The organism is Ruminococcus sp. SR1/5, assembly GCF_000209835.1.
Lineage (GTDB): Bacteria > Bacillota > Clostridia > Lachnospirales > Lachnospiraceae > Blautia_A > Blautia_A fusiformis.
Window position 1 is genome coordinate 1,556,653 of record NC_021014.1, and the last position, 15,097, is coordinate 1,571,749.

General features: G+C 47.1%; 12 protein-coding genes, 1 other RNA gene and 1 pseudogene. 11 read left to right on the forward strand and 3 right to left on the reverse strand.

Going from position 1 to position 15,097, the window contains the following annotated elements:
* The first annotated feature begins 288 nt into the window (after positions 1 to 288).
* The 9 genes from CK1_RS08005 to rnpB all read left to right on the forward strand — a co-directional run bounded on the left by CK1_RS08005 (position 289) and on the right by rnpB (position 11,293).
* A complete protein-coding gene (locus CK1_RS08005) occupies positions 289 to 1,299 on the forward strand; it encodes a deoxyguanosinetriphosphate triphosphohydrolase (RefSeq protein ID WP_015525757.1) in 1,011 nt (336 codons plus the stop codon).
* A gap of 19 nt (positions 1,300 to 1,318) precedes the next feature.
* Complete coding sequence (gene dnaG / locus CK1_RS08010; protein ID WP_015525758.1) at positions 1,319 to 3,043, forward strand: DNA primase; 1,725 nt, start codon at positions 1,319 to 1,321, stop codon at positions 3,041 to 3,043.
* Between the two features lie 107 nt (positions 3,044 to 3,150).
* Positions 3,151 to 4,278 (forward strand): RNA polymerase sigma factor RpoD, encoded by a 1,128-nt coding sequence (gene rpoD, locus CK1_RS08015; RefSeq protein ID WP_015525760.1) that lies wholly within the window; start codon positions 3,151 to 3,153, stop codon positions 4,276 to 4,278.
* Positions 4,271 to 4,999 carry a tRNA (adenine(22)-N(1))-methyltransferase gene (locus tag CK1_RS08020; RefSeq protein ID WP_330604059.1) on the forward strand — a complete coding sequence of 243 codons (729 nt, stop codon included), beginning with the start codon at positions 4,271 to 4,273 and terminating at the stop codon, positions 4,997 to 4,999. The genes rpoD and CK1_RS08020 overlap by 8 nt, the downstream gene beginning before the upstream one ends.
* Positions 4,986 to 5,768 carry a Nif3-like dinuclear metal center hexameric protein gene (locus CK1_RS08025; RefSeq protein ID WP_015525761.1) on the forward strand — a complete coding sequence of 261 codons (783 nt, stop codon included), beginning with the start codon at positions 4,986 to 4,988 and terminating at the stop codon, positions 5,766 to 5,768. The genes CK1_RS08020 and CK1_RS08025 overlap by 14 nt, the downstream gene beginning before the upstream one ends.
* A 147-nt stretch (positions 5,769 to 5,915) precedes the next feature.
* On the forward strand, positions 5,916 to 7,583 hold the full coding sequence (locus CK1_RS08030) for a nucleoside kinase (protein ID WP_015525762.1): 1,668 nt from the start codon (positions 5,916 to 5,918) through the stop codon (positions 7,581 to 7,583).
* A 215-nt stretch (positions 7,584 to 7,798) separates the two neighbouring features.
* Positions 7,799 to 8,833 (forward strand): selenide, water dikinase SelD, encoded by a 1,035-nt coding sequence (selD, locus tag CK1_RS08035; RefSeq protein ID WP_330418235.1) that lies wholly within the window; start codon positions 7,799 to 7,801, stop codon positions 8,831 to 8,833.
* A 667-nt stretch (positions 8,834 to 9,500) separates the two neighbouring features.
* Positions 9,501 to 10,874 (forward strand): sodium-dependent transporter, encoded by a 1,374-nt coding sequence (locus CK1_RS08040; protein WP_015525764.1) that lies wholly within the window; start codon positions 9,501 to 9,503, stop codon positions 10,872 to 10,874.
* Positions 10,875 to 10,942: 68 nt separating this feature from the next.
* Positions 10,943 to 11,293, forward strand: an RNA gene (rnpB, locus tag CK1_RS08045) — RNase P RNA component class A.
* A 183-nt stretch (positions 11,294 to 11,476) separates the two neighbouring features.
* Here the strand turns inward: rnpB and CK1_RS08050 are convergent.
* The 3 genes and pseudogenes from CK1_RS08050 to CK1_RS08060 form a co-directional block, all read right to left on the reverse strand.
* Complete coding sequence (locus tag CK1_RS08050) at positions 11,477 to 11,914, reverse strand: aspartate carbamoyltransferase regulatory subunit (RefSeq protein ID WP_015525765.1); 438 nt, start codon at positions 11,912 to 11,914, stop codon at positions 11,477 to 11,479.
* A complete protein-coding gene (gene pyrB / locus CK1_RS08055) occupies positions 11,908 to 12,831 on the reverse strand; it encodes an aspartate carbamoyltransferase (protein ID WP_022426605.1) in 924 nt (307 codons plus the stop codon). Before pyrB ends, CK1_RS08050 begins: the two co-directional genes overlap by 7 nt.
* Positions 12,832 to 12,900: 69 nt before the next feature.
* Positions 12,901 to 13,275 (reverse strand): annotated as a pseudogene (locus tag CK1_RS08060) (putative ABC transporter permease); the annotation flags it as partial.
* 279 nt (positions 13,276 to 13,554) lie between these two features.
* Between CK1_RS08060 and CK1_RS08065 the strand changes: the two are divergent.
* Both CK1_RS08065 and CK1_RS18145 read left to right on the forward strand, forming a co-directional pair.
* Positions 13,555 to 14,853 (forward strand): bifunctional folylpolyglutamate synthase/dihydrofolate synthase, encoded by a 1,299-nt coding sequence (locus CK1_RS08065; protein ID WP_015525769.1) that lies wholly within the window; start codon positions 13,555 to 13,557, stop codon positions 14,851 to 14,853.
* Positions 14,850 to 15,095: a chorismate mutase gene (locus tag CK1_RS18145; RefSeq protein ID WP_015525770.1), complete on the forward strand. Its 246-nt coding sequence runs from the start codon at positions 14,850 to 14,852 to the stop codon at positions 15,093 to 15,095. Before CK1_RS08065 ends, CK1_RS18145 begins: the two co-directional genes overlap by 4 nt.
* Positions 15,096 to 15,097 lie beyond the last annotated feature (2 nt).

The following is a 15,097-nucleotide window of genomic DNA, read 5'->3' on the forward strand; positions in this document are numbered from 1 at the left end:
GACTTTAAGGCAGAGCTGTGAATCGCAGCTCTGTTTTTGGCTATATGAAAGTAAATTATTGCATGCCTGCACTGGTGAGAAGCTGAAATGGGAAGATCTGCGTGATATATTTGTATTCGTTTCATATACAATAGGATAATTTTGGACATCTTAAGGGCTGATCAGACCGTAACTCCAATATTTTTTGAATTATTTTTTCAGAAAAGAGGAATTTGTGGTTTTGTGTAGAATATAATTAACAGAGGGTATTTTGTCGCCGCTGTTTGTCAGACTGTGGAGGAAATGCTTATGAACATCAGAGAGAGCATGGAACAGAGAGAACGGGAGCTTTTGAGCCCTTATGCTTCTCACAGCGCAGATACCAGAGGCCGGGAGCACCCGGAAGAGGAATGCGATGTGCGGACAACGTATCAGAGAGACAGAGACAGGATCCTTCACTGTAAGGCTTTTCGCCGTATGAAGGATAAGACACAGGTGTTTCTGGCACCACAGGGAGATCATTACCGTACCAGGCTGACACATACACTGGAGGTATCGCAGATCGCCCGGACTATTGCCAAGGCACTTCGCCTAAATGAAGATCTGGTGGAAGCAATCGCTTTGGGACATGATCTGGGGCATACGCCTTTTGGACATGCAGGAGAGAGAGCACTGGATCAGGTACATCCGGGTGGCTTTGCACACTATAGGCAGAGCGTCCGGGTTGTGGAAGTACTGGAGAAGAACGGAAACGGGCTGAACCTTACCTGGGAAGTCCGCAATGGGATCATGAATCACCGCACCAGCGGAAATCCTTTCACACTGGAAGGACAGGTGGTACGTTTTTCTGACAAGATCGCCTATATCCACCATGATATGGACGATGCCCAGCGGGCAGGGATCATCACAGAAGATGATATTCCTGTCACAATGAGAACTTTTCTGGGCTATACCACGAGAGAACGGCTGAATACTTTCGTACATAATATTATAGAGAACAGTATGGGGAAAGACAGCATCTCCATGTCGCCGGATGTTTTTGAGGCGATGATGGAGCTTCGGGCGCTGATGTTCCGGAATGTCTATGAGAATCCGGTTGCCAGGAAGGAAGAGGATAAAGTGATCCAGATGCTGAGTGAACTGTACGGATATTATACTGACCATCCGGAGGCGATGTCCCGGGAATACAGGGAATTGGTGGAATACCGGGGAGTACCTAAGGAACAGGCAGTATGTGATTATATTTCGGGAATGACGGATCAGTATTCCATGGAGAAATTCAGGGAGATCTATATACCGAGAGCCTGGGAGGTCTATTAAATGGAAAAGAGGGATAAGCATGCGTTATTCAGATGACATCATAGAAGAAGTCCGAATGAAAAATGACATTGTAGACGTGATATCCCAGTATGTGAAACTGACACGGAGGGGGAGTTCCTATTTTGGGCTGTGTCCCTTCCATAATGAGAAAACCCCTTCCTTTTCCGTAACGCCATCCAAGCAGATGTATTACTGCTTTGGCTGCGGGGCAGGAGGAAACGTATACAATTTTATCATGGAATATGAGAATTACTCGTTTGGTGAGGCGCTGTCACATCTGGCTGACCGGGCAGGGGTAGAGCTTCCGAAGATCGAGTATTCCAGAGAAGCCAGAGAAAAAGCAGAACAGAGAGCAAATCTTCTGGAGATCAACAAGCTGGCAGCGCAGTACTTTTATTATCAGCTCCGGAGAGAAGGCGGAAAGACGGCTTACGGATATCTGACAGGAAGAGGTCTTTCCGAGGAAACCATCCGTAAATTCGGTCTTGGATATTCGGACAAGTATAGTGATGATCTGTACAAATATCTTAAGGGTAAGGGCTACAGTGATGAACTTCTCCGGGAATCCGGCCTGTTCAATGTAGATGAGCGGCGAGGCATGTATGATAAGTTCTGGAACCGTGTGATCTTCCCGATCATGGATGTAAACAACCGGGTCATTGGTTTCGGAGGTCGTGTCATGGGAGATGGCAAGCCCAAGTACCTGAATTCACCGGAGACGAAGATCTTTGATAAGAGCCGGAATCTTTACGGGCTGAATGTGGCCAGGACCACCAGGAAGAATTATCTGATCCTCTGTGAGGGATATATGGATGTGATCGCCATGCATCAGGCAGGCTTTACCAATGCAGTGGCGTCGCTTGGAACTGCACTGACCTCCGGACATGCAAGTCTTGTGAAACGTTACACCAAGGAAGTCCTGCTTCTTTATGACAGTGACGGTGCAGGGATCCGGGCGGCCCTTCGTGCGATCCCGATCCTGCGGGAGGCAGGAGTCACGTCCAGGGTAGTAAGCCTGAAGCCCTGGAAGGATCCGGACGAGTTCATCAAGAACGAAGGAGCGGAGGCCTTTGAGGAACGTCTGGACCGGGCCATGGACAGCTTTATGTTCCGTGTACATATTGCGGAACAGGAATTTGCCATGGATGCACCCCAGGGACAGAATCAGTTTTTTGAGCGGTGTGCCGGGATGCTTCTGGAGCTTTCCGATGAACTGGAGAGGAATCTTTATATAGAAGCCATTGTAAAGGAATACGGCCGCTATGGAGTGGGCACGGAGGATATCCGGAAAAGGGTCAACACGCTGGCTCTGAAGGGAACGCCTGCCGAGAAACGGATCCAGCCAAAGTCCGGGACTCCGGAAACAAAGAAAAAGGAATCCGCCGCAGACAAAGCACAGAAGCTGATGCTGACCTGGCTTGTAAATTATCCGGGTATTTTTGAACAGGTGGAAAAATACATTTCCCCTTCCGATTTTGTGGTACCGCTGTATAAAGAGGTAGCCCAGATGCTGTTTGAACAGCATAAGGAGGGAGAGACCAATCCGGGAAAGCTTCTCAACGCCTTTACAGACAGTGAGGAGCAGCGGGAGGTGGCATCTCTTTTTAACGCCACCATCCATCTGGAAAACGAAGGAGAACAGCAGAGGGCTTTTTCCGATGCGCTGCTGCGGATCAAGGAAGAAAGCCTCAAAGAAAAAACCGTACCTGGGACCCGTCAGACATGGCCGGGCTTCAGGAACTGATAAAAGCCAAAAAAGAACTGGAAGACCTTGGAAGAAAGAGGCAGCAGCTGCATATTTCTTTCAATTAAGGATAAAATATAAACACTATATGGAGGTATAGAGCACCTATGGAAATGAATATGGCAAAATTCAGCGAGAAACTTGTAGAGCTTCTTGAACTTGCGAAAAAGAAAAAGAATGTGCTGGAATATCAGGAGATCAGCGACTTCTTCAAGGACTCTCCACTGGAAGTAGATCAGATGGAGAAAGTCTTTGACTTCCTGGAGGCCAGCGGTGTGGACGTTCTCCGTATCACAGACAACAGCGGTGACGAACTCCTCCTTGATAACGATATGGATATGGATGGGATGGAAGATGAAGAAGAGGTAGAGCTTGATAAGATCGACCTCTCTGTACCGGAAGGTGTCAGCATCGAGGATCCGGTCCGTATGTACCTGAAAGAGATCGGTAAAGTCAGTCTGTTAAGTGCAGATGAGGAGATCGAGCTTGCCAAGAGAATGGAAAAGGGGGATGAAGCTGCCAAGAAACGTCTGGCAGAGGCCAATCTCCGTCTTGTTGTCAGCATTGCAAAGCGTTATGTTGGACGTGGAATGCTGTTCCTCGACCTGATCCAGGAGGGAAATCTTGGCCTTATCAAAGCTGTTGAAAAATTTGATTACAGAAAAGGCTACAAGTTCAGTACCTATGCAACCTGGTGGATCCGTCAGGCTATCACAAGAGCCATTGCGGATCAGGCACGTACCATCCGTATCCCTGTGCATATGGTTGAGACCATCAACAAGCTGATCCGTGTTTCCCGTCAGCTGCTCCAGGAGCTTGGACGTGAACCTACGCCGGAGGAAATCGCTGAGGAGATGGACATGCCGGTAGACCGTGTACGTGAGATCCTTAAGATCTCCCAGGAGCCGGTATCTCTGGAAACTCCTATCGGTGAGGAGGAAGATAGTCATCTTGGCGATTTCATCCAGGATGATAATGTTCCGGTACCTGCAGATGCAGCTGCATTTACACTTCTGAAGGAGCAGCTGGTAGAAGTCTTAAGTACGCTTACTGACCGTGAACAGAAGGTTCTTCGCCTCCGTTTCGGACTGGACGACGGACGTGCCAGAACTCTGGAGGAAGTTGGTAAAGAGTTCAATGTCACAAGAGAGCGTATCCGTCAGATCGAGGCAAAAGCTCTGCGCAAGCTGCGTCATCCCAGCCGCAGCCGCAAGCTGAAGGATTATCTTGACTGATAAAAATATATCCGTACAGCTTTCCATGCGTCTTCGTGCCATTGCCGGTATGGTAACAAAAGGAAACCGGCTGGCAGACGTAGGATGTGACCATGGCTATCTGTCAATCTGGCTTGTCAGTGAAAAAACAGTTCCGTCAGCCATTGCCATGGATGTACGTCCGGGACCGCTTTCAAGAGCCAGGGAGAATATTACCCGTTATGGCCTTGAAGATTACATAGAGACCCGTTTGAGCGACGGGCTTGCGAAGCTTGAGCCGGGAGAAGGTGATACCCTGGTGATCGCGGGAATGGGTGGTCCTCTGATGGAAAGGATATTAAAGGATGGAGCGAAGGTCCGGGAGGGGTTTCAGGAACTGATCCTGCAGCCTCAGTCGGACCTTCCTCATTTCCGACATTTTCTTTCTGAGATCGGCTGGGAGATCGTAAGGGAAGAAATGATAAAAGAAGACGGAAAATTTTATCCTATGATGAAAGCGGTACGTAACAATTCGGGAGAAAAGACTGTTTACACAGAGGAAGAGGCCTGGTTTGGACCTCTCCTTCTGAAAAAATGTCACCCGGTCCTTAAAGAGTATCTTCTCCGGGAGGAAATGATCCGTAAGAAAATACTTGCCGGTCTTTCCGGGGCAGAGTCTGTTTCCGCAAAAACTCGTCTGGAAGAAGTAAAGGAGGAAATGGAGCTGATCCATACAGCTCTGAAACGATATGAAAGCATATGAACTGATCGAATGGCTGAATGAGCACCATCCGCAAAAATTTGCGGAGGACTGGGATAATGTGGGACTGCTGGTGGGAGATGACCAGAAAGAGATTTCCCATGTATTTCTTGCGCTGGATCTTACGGAACCGGTGTTGGATGAGGCGGTGGCTGCTGGTGCGGATATGATCCTTACCCATCACCCAATGATCTTTTCCGGAATCAAAAAGATCAACAATCATACCTTTACCGGAAGAAAGATCCTCCGTCTGATAAAGGAGGATATCCCGTATTTTGCCATGCATACCAATTATGATGTGATCGGAATGGCAGATTTAAGCGCAGAGCATCTGAAGCTTCAGGATACAAGGGTGCTTACAGTTACCGATGGATCCGGGGAGCAGCCGGAGGGGTTCGGAAGAGTAGGAAAGCTTCCCCATGTTATGACTCTTGGTGAGTTTGGAAAATATGTAAAAGAATGCAATCATCTTCCGGATGTGCGGGTTTACGGTGATCTGGATCGGAAGATCGAGACTGTAGCAATCTGTACAGGAAGCGGAAAGAGTATGATCGGTGATGTTATGGCCGCCGGTGCGGATGTATATGTGACAGGAGATATTGATTATCATACTGCCATTGATACTATGGCAGATGGTCTGGCAATCGTAGATGCCGGACATTACGGTACGGAGTATATTTTTGCGGAAGCTATGGAGAAGGAACTGAATGAGGCATTCTCTGCGCTTAAGACAACCTGCGCCAGTGTGAAAAATCCATATACTGTTTTGTAAAAGCGGATTGCAAAAAGTGCTTGTATTCATGAATATGTAGTGGGATGGAATACGATTATCTGTTTCGGAAAAATGAATTGTGAAACACATGGCTGTCCGAAAAATCGGGCAGCTGTATAAATATATAAGCCTGTGGAGGGGATCGTTATGGAACAGACAATGATTAAAGTGACCATAAACGGAGAAACAAGGGAATACCCCAAAATGACACCGTATTCTGAGATCATAAGGGATTATGAGGGCAAAACAGAGTATCCGGTGATCCTTGTGACTGAAAACGGAAAGCTCCGTGAGCTTCACAAGAAGCTTCAGCATGACTGTACACTGGGATTTATAACCGCAAAGGACAGTGCCGGTCGAAAAACCTATCGGAGAAGTGCGATCTTTATTCTTTTGAAGGCAATTTTTGATGTAGCTGGAAAAGAGAATGTGGATCATGTTGTGATCCATTATTCTATTGGAAATGCTCTTTATTTTACCATGAAAGGCAGTGCTACCCTGGATCAGGAGCTTCTTGACCGGGTAAAAGTGCGGATGCGGGAACTGGTAGAACGGAAGCTTCCGATCTGCAAACGCAGTGTCAGCACGGATGATGCCGTTTCCATGTTCCACAGGCATCATATGTATGATAAAGAAAAGCTGTTCCGTTATCGGCGGGTTTCCAGAGTGAATATTTACAGCCTGGAAAATTTCGAGGATTATTTTTACGGATTTATGGCACCGGATACCGGCTATGTGAAGTATTTTGATCTGCAGCTTTATGATGAAGGCTTTGTGCTGATCCTTCCGAGGCAGAAGAACCCGGATGTGCTGGAGCCTTTTGAACCCCAGGCTAAGATCTTCCATGTGCAGAAGGAATCGGAAGAGTGGGGCGATAAGCTGGATGTTGCCACTGTAGGAGATCTCAATGACCGGATCACAAGAGAAGGTGTGCAGAGCCTGATGCTGATTCAGGAGGCACTTCATGAGGCCAAGATTTCTTCGATTGCCGAGGAGATCCGGAGAAGGGGCAATGTAAAGTTCGTAATGATCGCAGGTCCGTCTTCTTCCGGAAAGACCAGTTTTTCTCACAGATTATCTATTCAGCTTTCTGCTCATGGTCTGAAGCCGCATCCCATTGCTGTGGATAACTATTTTGTGGATCGTGAACATACGCCGCTGGATGAATTCGGAGAAAAGAATTATGAGTGTCTGGAAGCCATTGACACGCAGCAGTTTAATGAAGATATGCTGAATCTCCTTTCGGGAAAAACCGTGGATCTTCCTACATTTAATTTCAAGACCGGATGCAGGGAATACCGGGGAGACCAGCTTCAGCTTGGAAAAGATGATATCCTGGTCATTGAGGGTATCCACGGGCTCAATGACAAATTGAGTTATGCCCTTCCAAAAGAGAGTAAGTTTAAGATCTATATCAGTGCACTGACACAGCTGAACATTGATGAGCATAACCGGATCCCCACAACGGATGGAAGACTGATACGCCGAATTGTCCGTGATGCACGTACACGTGGAACTTCCGCAAAGGATACCATTGCAAGGTGGCCTTCTGTACGGAGAGGCGAGGAGCAGAATATTTTTCCGTTCCAGGAGGAAGCAGATGTGATGTTTAATTCAGCTCTTGTGTATGAGCTTGCCTGCCTGAAGGTTTATGCGGAACCGCTGCTTTTTGGAATTGACAAGAGTGAACCGGAGTATCAGGAGGCGAAGCGGCTTTTGAAGTTCCTGGATTATTTTGTGCCGGTGCCCAGTGAAGGCGTTCCGTTTAATTCGCTTCTGAGGGAGTTTATTGGCGGTAGTTGTTTTAATGTATAAATTAATTGTATGAATAAAAAAAGCTATGTGTAGATATAAGGCTCTATGCAATGCAGATATCGGTTGGCACAAAGATGAGAAGATTAGGATTTCTCTGTGCATAGGATCTGTGGTGTGTGGAGCCTTTTGAGTGTGAATCGGAAAAGTTAAAGTCCTCTGTGGTGCTGCGGATGGATGACGGGATTTACAGGACTTAAAGGAAAGGGAAAATGATCATGAAAGAAAAAATACAATTGACAAAACTGGCTCCAAACTGTGGCTGTGCAGCTAAGGTAGGACCGGGGACTCTGGCGGGAGTTCTTGGCGGGCTGCCAAAGTTCTGTGATCCGGATCTTCTGGTTGGAACGGACACTTCGGATGATGCGGCCGTTTATAAGGTTTCCGAAGATCTGGCACTGATCCAGACATTGGATTTTTTTACTCCGGTGGCAGATGATCCTTATGATTTCGGGCAGATCGCGGCGGCAAATGCATTGAGTGATGTGTATGCCATGGGTGGAACTCCGAAGACAGCTTTGAATATTGTGGCGTTTCCGAAGGATATGGATGTGGAGATCCTCGGGGAGATCCTGCGTGGCGGTGCGGATAAGGTGATGGAGGCCGGGGCGGTTCTTGCCGGTGGCCATACGATCCAGGATGATACACCAAAGTATGGGCTCAGTGTGACGGGTTTTGTAGATCCGAGGAAGTTCTGGAAGAATTTTGGAGCGCAGACCGGAGATAAGCTGATCCTGACGAAGGCGCTGGGTGCGGGGATCGTGAATACGGCGATCAAGGCGGATCTGGTGACGGAAGGTGCACGTAAGGCGGTTTTGGCTTCCATGAAGAAACTGAACCGGGATGCCTGTGAGGTTTTTAAAGAGTTTGAGGTTCATGCCTGTACGGATGTGACGGGGTTTGGTCTTGGGGGACATGCTACGGAGATGGCTGTGGCCAGTGACCGGACGGTTGTGATCGATACGGAGAAGCTGCCGGTGCTTCCGGATGTGGAGGAGTTTGCTTCTATGGGATTGATTCCGGGTGGGGCTTACAGGAACCGGGAGTTTGCTGAGAAAACCGGAGTGAAAAGTGTGGCAGAGCTCTGGCGGGAGGATCTGGTGTTTGATCCGCAGACTTCTGGGGGATTGCTGGCGGCGGTTCCGGAGAGGGATGTGCAGGAGATCATGAAGCGGCTGGATGCGGCTGGTCTGCAGGCTGGGGTGATCGGTGAGGTTGTGGATCGGCGGGAGTGGACGTTGGAGATCCGGTAGGAAATTAATTTACGAACGAATGTTTGGACGATAACGTCAGAGTGGATGGTTGCGTAGGGGGATACTGCTGGGGAAAGTGGTGGTAGCAGAATGACGGATGGCGGATGGCGGACGCCTGGGGGAGAGGATATCGGTCCGGGCAGGGACTCCGTCGGGGGATACTACTAGGACTCCGTGAGTCGGCTAAAAGCATTGCGGCAGGGTCAGAACTCGCCGTTGGCTCAGACAGCTGTCCCTGCCGCAATAACGCCGACTCCCGCAGCCCAAGTAGTTATCACCCCTCCTCCGCAGTAGCCCAAACCGATATCCTCTCCCCCAGGCTGGTGCATCCAGCTGGTAGGAAAAACATAAAATGTGTGGAGAGTATGGTTGTGGGATGCAGAACAGGAAAATTACTGTTTACTGGTAATATTCCGCGAGGTGTTTTTTGTGAGCGAAGGTCACAGAAAACCCGAGCCATACTGCGCGAATTTATGTGATTAGCATAAATTCTGTGCATTGCGAAGCGTGTTACTGAGAATGGAGTGAACAGTAATTCATGAAATATATGCTCTGTATTTTTTATATATTGTTTGCCTAAGGGATAAAAGCATGGTATTATCATATGAGCGGAAATTGAGAAGACATAAAGAAAGAATATGAAAAATGTGACGGGAAAGGAAGAATTATGGAGAAACATAAACATGAGAGGAGTACATTTTCCGGGAAGATTGGATTTGTACTGTCTGCAGCTGGTGCTTCGGTAGGGCTTGGGAATATATGGAGATTCCCTTATCTGGCGGCAAAGTACGGCGGTGGAATTTTTTTACTGATCTATATCATTTTGGCATTGACCTTTGGATATTCTATGATCGTGGCAGAGACAGCTCTGGGACGTATGACAAAGAAAAGTCCGGTAGGTGCGTTTGGAACTTTTGGTAAATCAAAGTGGCTGTCTTTGGGCGGTTGGATCAATGCGATCATACCGGTTCTGATCGTGCCGTATTATTCCGTGATCGGTGGCTGGGTAATTAAATACTTGGTGGAGTATGTAAAGGGAGGCAGTCAGATTCTTGCTGAAGACGGATATTTTTCTGCTTTTATAGCGGATGGATTTTCTACAGAAACCTGTTTCCTGTTTTTTACACTGCTTACGCTGGTGATCATTTATGCAGGTGTGCAGAATGGCGTGGAACGAGTTTCCAAATTAATGATGCCGATACTGGTATTCTTGTCTGTGGTCATTGTCATTTATTCGGTAACGAGGCCAGGAGCACTGGAAGGTGTGAAATATTTTCTGATACCAAATATCAAAAACTTCTCCTGGATGACAGTGGTTGCGGCAATGGGACAGATGTTTTATTCTCTGTCGATCGCAATGGGTATTCTGGTAACTTTTGGTTCTTATATGAAAAAGGATGTATCTATTGAAGGGTCTACACAAAATGTAGAAATTTTTGACACAGCGATCGCAATGATGGCAGGTCTGATGATCATTCCGGCTGTGTTTGCATTCTCCGGTGGAAATCCGGATACGTTACAGGCGGGACCGGCACTGATGTTTATTACGATTCCGAAGGTATTCGCAAGCATGGGATTTGGAACTTTGGTTGGAATCCTGTTTTTTGTATTGGTTCTCTGTGCAGCCTTGACCAGTTCTATTGCACTGACTGAGAGTGCAGTATCTACTTTTCAGGATGAACTGAAATGGGGGCGCAAGAAGGCAACAGTATTTGTCGGAATTATCATGGTTGTTCTCGGAAGTCTTTCTTCTCTTGGCTATGGTCCTCTGGCGTGTGTTAAGATCATTGGAATGCAGTTCCTTGATTTCTTTGATTTCCTGACGAACTCTGTCATGATGCCGATCGCAGCGATTGCTACCTGTCTTCTGATATCCAGAGTAGTTGGTACAAAGAAGATTGAAGAGGAAGTACTGCAGGAAGGTGGTACTTTCCGCAGAAAAAGAATCTTTAATTTTATGATCCAGTATCTTTGCCCAATCTTTGCGGCGATCATTCTTTTCAGTTCTGTGGCAAATGCATTTGGATGGATTTCCATGTAAAAGACATAGGAGACCAAGAAAATTCCAACTTTACAAGTCTATACACCTGTGTTAAAATAGCAGGTGCGCAGCCAGGCCAGGTGATCGCGGCTGGACAGACGAAAGGGTCCAGACGAGGAAAGTCCGGGCTTCACAGGGCAGGATGCCGGATAACGTCCGGTGGAGGTAACTCCCAGACCAGTGCAACAGAAATAAACCGCCCCGTTTTGCGGGGTAAGGGTGGAAAGGCAGTGTAAGAGACTACCGCCGCTGTGGTAACAGAGCGGGCACATGTAAACTCCATTCGAAGCAAGACCGAGAAGAAAGCCATACGGCGGCCCGTCGTGCTTTCAGGTAGGTCGCTGGAGCCTTCTGGCAACGGAAGGCCTAGATAGATGATCACCCAACGACATAACCCGGCTTATCGGTCTGACTGTGTATGATAATAAGCACATAATAAAAGCAACTGTATTTTGCAGATATGTTCTGTAAAATATCAGTTGCTTTTTTGTAAAAAACTTTTCTATGAAAACACAGCGCCCGGTTCCCGCTTCGATATTCAGGCCTTCGCAGGAGCCGGACGCGTCTGTTTGTCAATAATTCTCGCAGGAATCCTTGAATCCCTATTTATTCCGTTTACCTCTATATTTCTCCTCACAATATTTACACCGGTAAACTTCATTCTCTTCATCTGCAAGAACAAAAATCTGATCCAGCCCCTGCTCGATGGAAGTAATGCAGCGAGGATTCTTGCATTTGATCACGTTCACAACCTGCTTCGGCAGCTTCAGCTCTTTCTTTGCAACGATCTTTTCGTCCTTGATGATATTTACGGTAATATTATGATCGATAAAACCAAGGATATCCAGATCCAGATCCTCGATGGGGCATTCAACCTTGATGATATCCTTTTTTCCCATTTTCTGGCTGCGGGCATTTTTGATGATAGCAACCGTACAGTCCAGCTTATCCAGCTTCAGGTCATGATAAATCGTCATTGCCTTGCCGGCTTTGATATGATCCAGAACATAACCCTCACGAAGAGCACCTACGTTTAACATGGCAGTTCCACCTCCAGTAATGTAAGAATCAGGGCCATACGGACATACACACCATACTGGACCTGTTTGAAATAAGCGGCACGTGGATCAGAATCCACTTCAACAGAAATCTCGTTAACACGTGGGAGTGGGTGGAGGACATACATATCCTTCGGTGCAAGCTCCATTTTCTGTTTGTCCAGAACATAGAAATCTTTCATGCGGACATAATCCTCTTCGTTGAAGAAACGTTCCTTCTGAACACGGGTCATGTACAGGATATCCAGATCCGGAAGTGCATCCTCCAGACGTTCCTCCTCGACAAACTCGACATTGTTGCGTTTCAGAACATCCTCACGGATATAGCTTGGAATACGAAGCTCCTCCGGAGAGATCAGAACAAATTTCACATTTTCATAACGGACCAGAGCCTCGATCAGAGAGTGAACGGTACGGCCGAATTTCAGGTCACCACAGAGGCCGATGGTAATATTGTCAAGTCTGCCCTTCAGGGAGCGGATAGTTAAAAGATCGGTTAATGTCTGGGTAGGATGCTGGTGGCCGCCATCACCGGCATTGATCACCGGAATGTTGGATGACATAGAAGCTACAAGCGGAGCACCCTCTTTCGGATGACGCATAGCACAGATATCTGCATAACAGGAAACAACGCGAATAGTATCGGCAACGCTTTCGCCTTTGGATGCGGAGCTGGAATCAGCAGAAGAAAAACCGAGAACCTTTCCTCCAAGATTCATCATGGCTGCTTCGAAACTTAAACGTGTACGTGTACTTGGTTCGTAAAACAATGTCGCAAGCCTTTTATCATCACAGGTATGCGCATACTTTTTTGGATTTTTCCCGATGTCGTCGGCGAGATTCAGAAGCTTATCAAGCTCTTCAACCGAGAAATCCAATGGACTCATTAAATGTCTCATGTTGTACCTCCAATTATTTACTGGAAATAAGATTCCTTCCAGTTATCATATAATATAACTGTGAGATTTTCAAGAGACTTTCCGAGGATTTTGTCGAAGAAGCCATTCGAAAAAGAGACCGGTAAAAAACCACAGAGGAGCATAGTCCAGCCGGATCACTCCTTTATACTGAAGCGGAACATGAGAATAATCCCAGGGACAGATGTGAAGCTTCTGAAAAAAAGATCCGCTTAAAAATTCCACGAAAAAAATCCCGCAGCTGTAAATGATCCCCCGTACCATAACCGGAAAGCGGGCAAGCTTGTAGTAAGCCGGACGGATCAGTGCTGCAAGTCCGTAAATAGGGAACATCAGAAGAGAGGTTTTGCCCATCATAGTAAAATGTCCGGTGACAAGAGAGTGCAGTCCTGTCCATAAGATCTCCAGACACCAGCCTGTAAAACCACATAGAAAAAATCCTTCTTTTGCATTTTAAAGCTCCTTCTCATCAGCAGAAATCCTGCGCTTTCCGGAAAAATGTCAGTTTAACTGAATTAAGAAAGTCCCCTGCGGGGCTGCGAATATCCGCCTGGACTTTAAATATATTTAACGTGGAAAAGCGTCTTTAATAGCCTTCCCTGCCTTGAAAAAAATATACACGTGGGTTATAATGAACAAAATTATTACTGCAAAGTGAAAAAGCAGTAATGGATCATCAACACATGCGGAAGGAGAAAACAGACGATGAATTATGAAGAAAGTCGTGCCTACATCAGAGCTGCGGAATTGAAAAAGGGAATTGTTCTGGGACTGGAAAATATGAGAGAACTGATGAGGCGGCTTGGAGATCCCCAGGATGAACTGAAGTATGTTCATGTAGCGGGAACTAACGGAAAGGGTTCTGTGATCGCATATCTGTATTCCGCTTTATCAGGTGCAGGTTACCGGGTCGGAAGATATATTTCCCCGGCGGTCTATTCCTACAGAGAGAGGATGGAGGTTAACGGAGAACCTGTCAGCAGAGAGAAATTTGCAGCATATGTGACAAGGATCGCGGAGGTGATCGATGAGATCGTAAAAGAGGGAAAACCGCATCCGTCAGTATTTGAAATTGAAACTGCAGCCGCATTTCTTTATTTTCGGGATGAGAAATGCGATCTGGTATTAATGGAAGTTGGTATGGGCGGTGATCTGGATGCCACCAACATTATAAGTACTACAGTTCTTTCCATTCTGGTATCCATCAGTATGGATCATACGGCATTTCTTGGAAATACCCTGGGCGAGATAGCAGAAAAAAAGGCCGGCATCATTAAACCGAACAGTCATATGGTAACTGTAAAGCAGCAGCCGGAGGCAGAGGCGGTCATACGAAGAATATGCGCAGAACAGAATGTGCCATACGAGGCGGCAGACCAGGACAGCGCAGAGGTACTGGAAGCATCCATAACCGGCCAGACCTTTCTTTATAAAGGAGAAAAATATACAATATCCCTGGCAGGTGCCTATCAGAAGGAAAATGCGGTGGCAGCGCTCCGGGCACTGGAAATCCTGAATGAACAAGGATATCCCACAACACTGGTCCAGAGACAGGATGGATTGAAACGTACCACCTGGCCGGGAAGATTTGCACTTCTCGGGACAGAACCGGATTTTGTGGTTGATGGAGCTCATAACCCTGCAGCGGCAGACATGCTGGCAGCATCCATTGAACGGTATTTTAAGGGGAAAAGGATCATCTACATCATGGGAATGTTCCGTGACAAGGATTACCGCAAGGTCATCCGGAAAACAGAAAAATACGCAGATACCATCCTGACGATTGCGGCACCGGATAACCCCAGGGCTCTGACCCCGCAGGAGCTGGCAGATGCGGTGCGGGAATTTCATTCTGATGTAAGGCCCTTTGACAACATCGAAGCCGCAGTAGCAGAGGCCTATCAGCTGGCAGGAAAAGAGGATGTGATCATTGCTTTTGGTTCCCTGGCGTTCCTGGGGGATCTTACAGAAATTATCAGGAAACATAACGGAGGAAACCAATGACGGATTTGGAAAGATACAGAGACGAGATCGATGAGATCGACAGTGAGATCGTACGTCTCTTTGAAAAACGAATGAAGGTGAGTGAGGAAGTCGCTGAATATAAAATAAAAACCGGTAAGCAGGTACTGGATCCGGCACGTGAGAGCCAGAAGATCCATACGCTGAAAAACAAGGCCCACGGGGACTTTAACAGCCTCGGCGTGCAGGAGCTTTTTTCGTCAGATCATGGCCATCAGCCGTAAGA

What these genes read in the sequence shown, in the direction of transcription:
- pyrB (WP_022426605.1), bottom strand. Translation starts at nt 12,831, where the DNA reads ATGAGACATTTAATGAGTCCATTGGATTTCTCGGTTGAAGAGCTTGAT.
- CK1_RS08025 (WP_015525761.1), top strand. Translation starts at nt 4,986, where the DNA reads ATGAAAGCATATGAACTGATCGAATGGCTGAATGAGCACCATCCGCAA.
- rpoD (WP_015525760.1), top strand. Translation starts at nt 3,151, where the DNA reads ATGGAAATGAATATGGCAAAATTCAGCGAGAAACTTGTAGAGCTTCTT.
- CK1_RS08005 (WP_015525757.1), top strand. Translation starts at nt 289, where the DNA reads ATGAACATCAGAGAGAGCATGGAACAGAGAGAACGGGAGCTTTTGAGC.
- selD (WP_330418235.1), top strand. Translation starts at nt 7,799, where the DNA reads ATGAAAGAAAAAATACAATTGACAAAACTGGCTCCAAACTGTGGCTGT.
- CK1_RS08030 (WP_015525762.1), top strand. Translation starts at nt 5,916, where the DNA reads ATGGAACAGACAATGATTAAAGTGACCATAAACGGAGAAACAAGGGAA.
- CK1_RS08065 (WP_015525769.1), top strand. Translation starts at nt 13,555, where the DNA reads ATGAATTATGAAGAAAGTCGTGCCTACATCAGAGCTGCGGAATTGAAA.
- dnaG (WP_015525758.1), top strand. Translation starts at nt 1,319, where the DNA reads ATGCGTTATTCAGATGACATCATAGAAGAAGTCCGAATGAAAAATGAC.
- CK1_RS08040 (WP_015525764.1), top strand. Translation starts at nt 9,501, where the DNA reads ATGGAGAAACATAAACATGAGAGGAGTACATTTTCCGGGAAGATTGGA.
- CK1_RS18145 (WP_015525770.1), top strand. Translation starts at nt 14,850, where the DNA reads ATGACGGATTTGGAAAGATACAGAGACGAGATCGATGAGATCGACAGT.
- CK1_RS08050 (WP_015525765.1), bottom strand. Translation starts at nt 11,914, where the DNA reads ATGTTAAACGTAGGTGCTCTTCGTGAGGGTTATGTTCTGGATCATATC.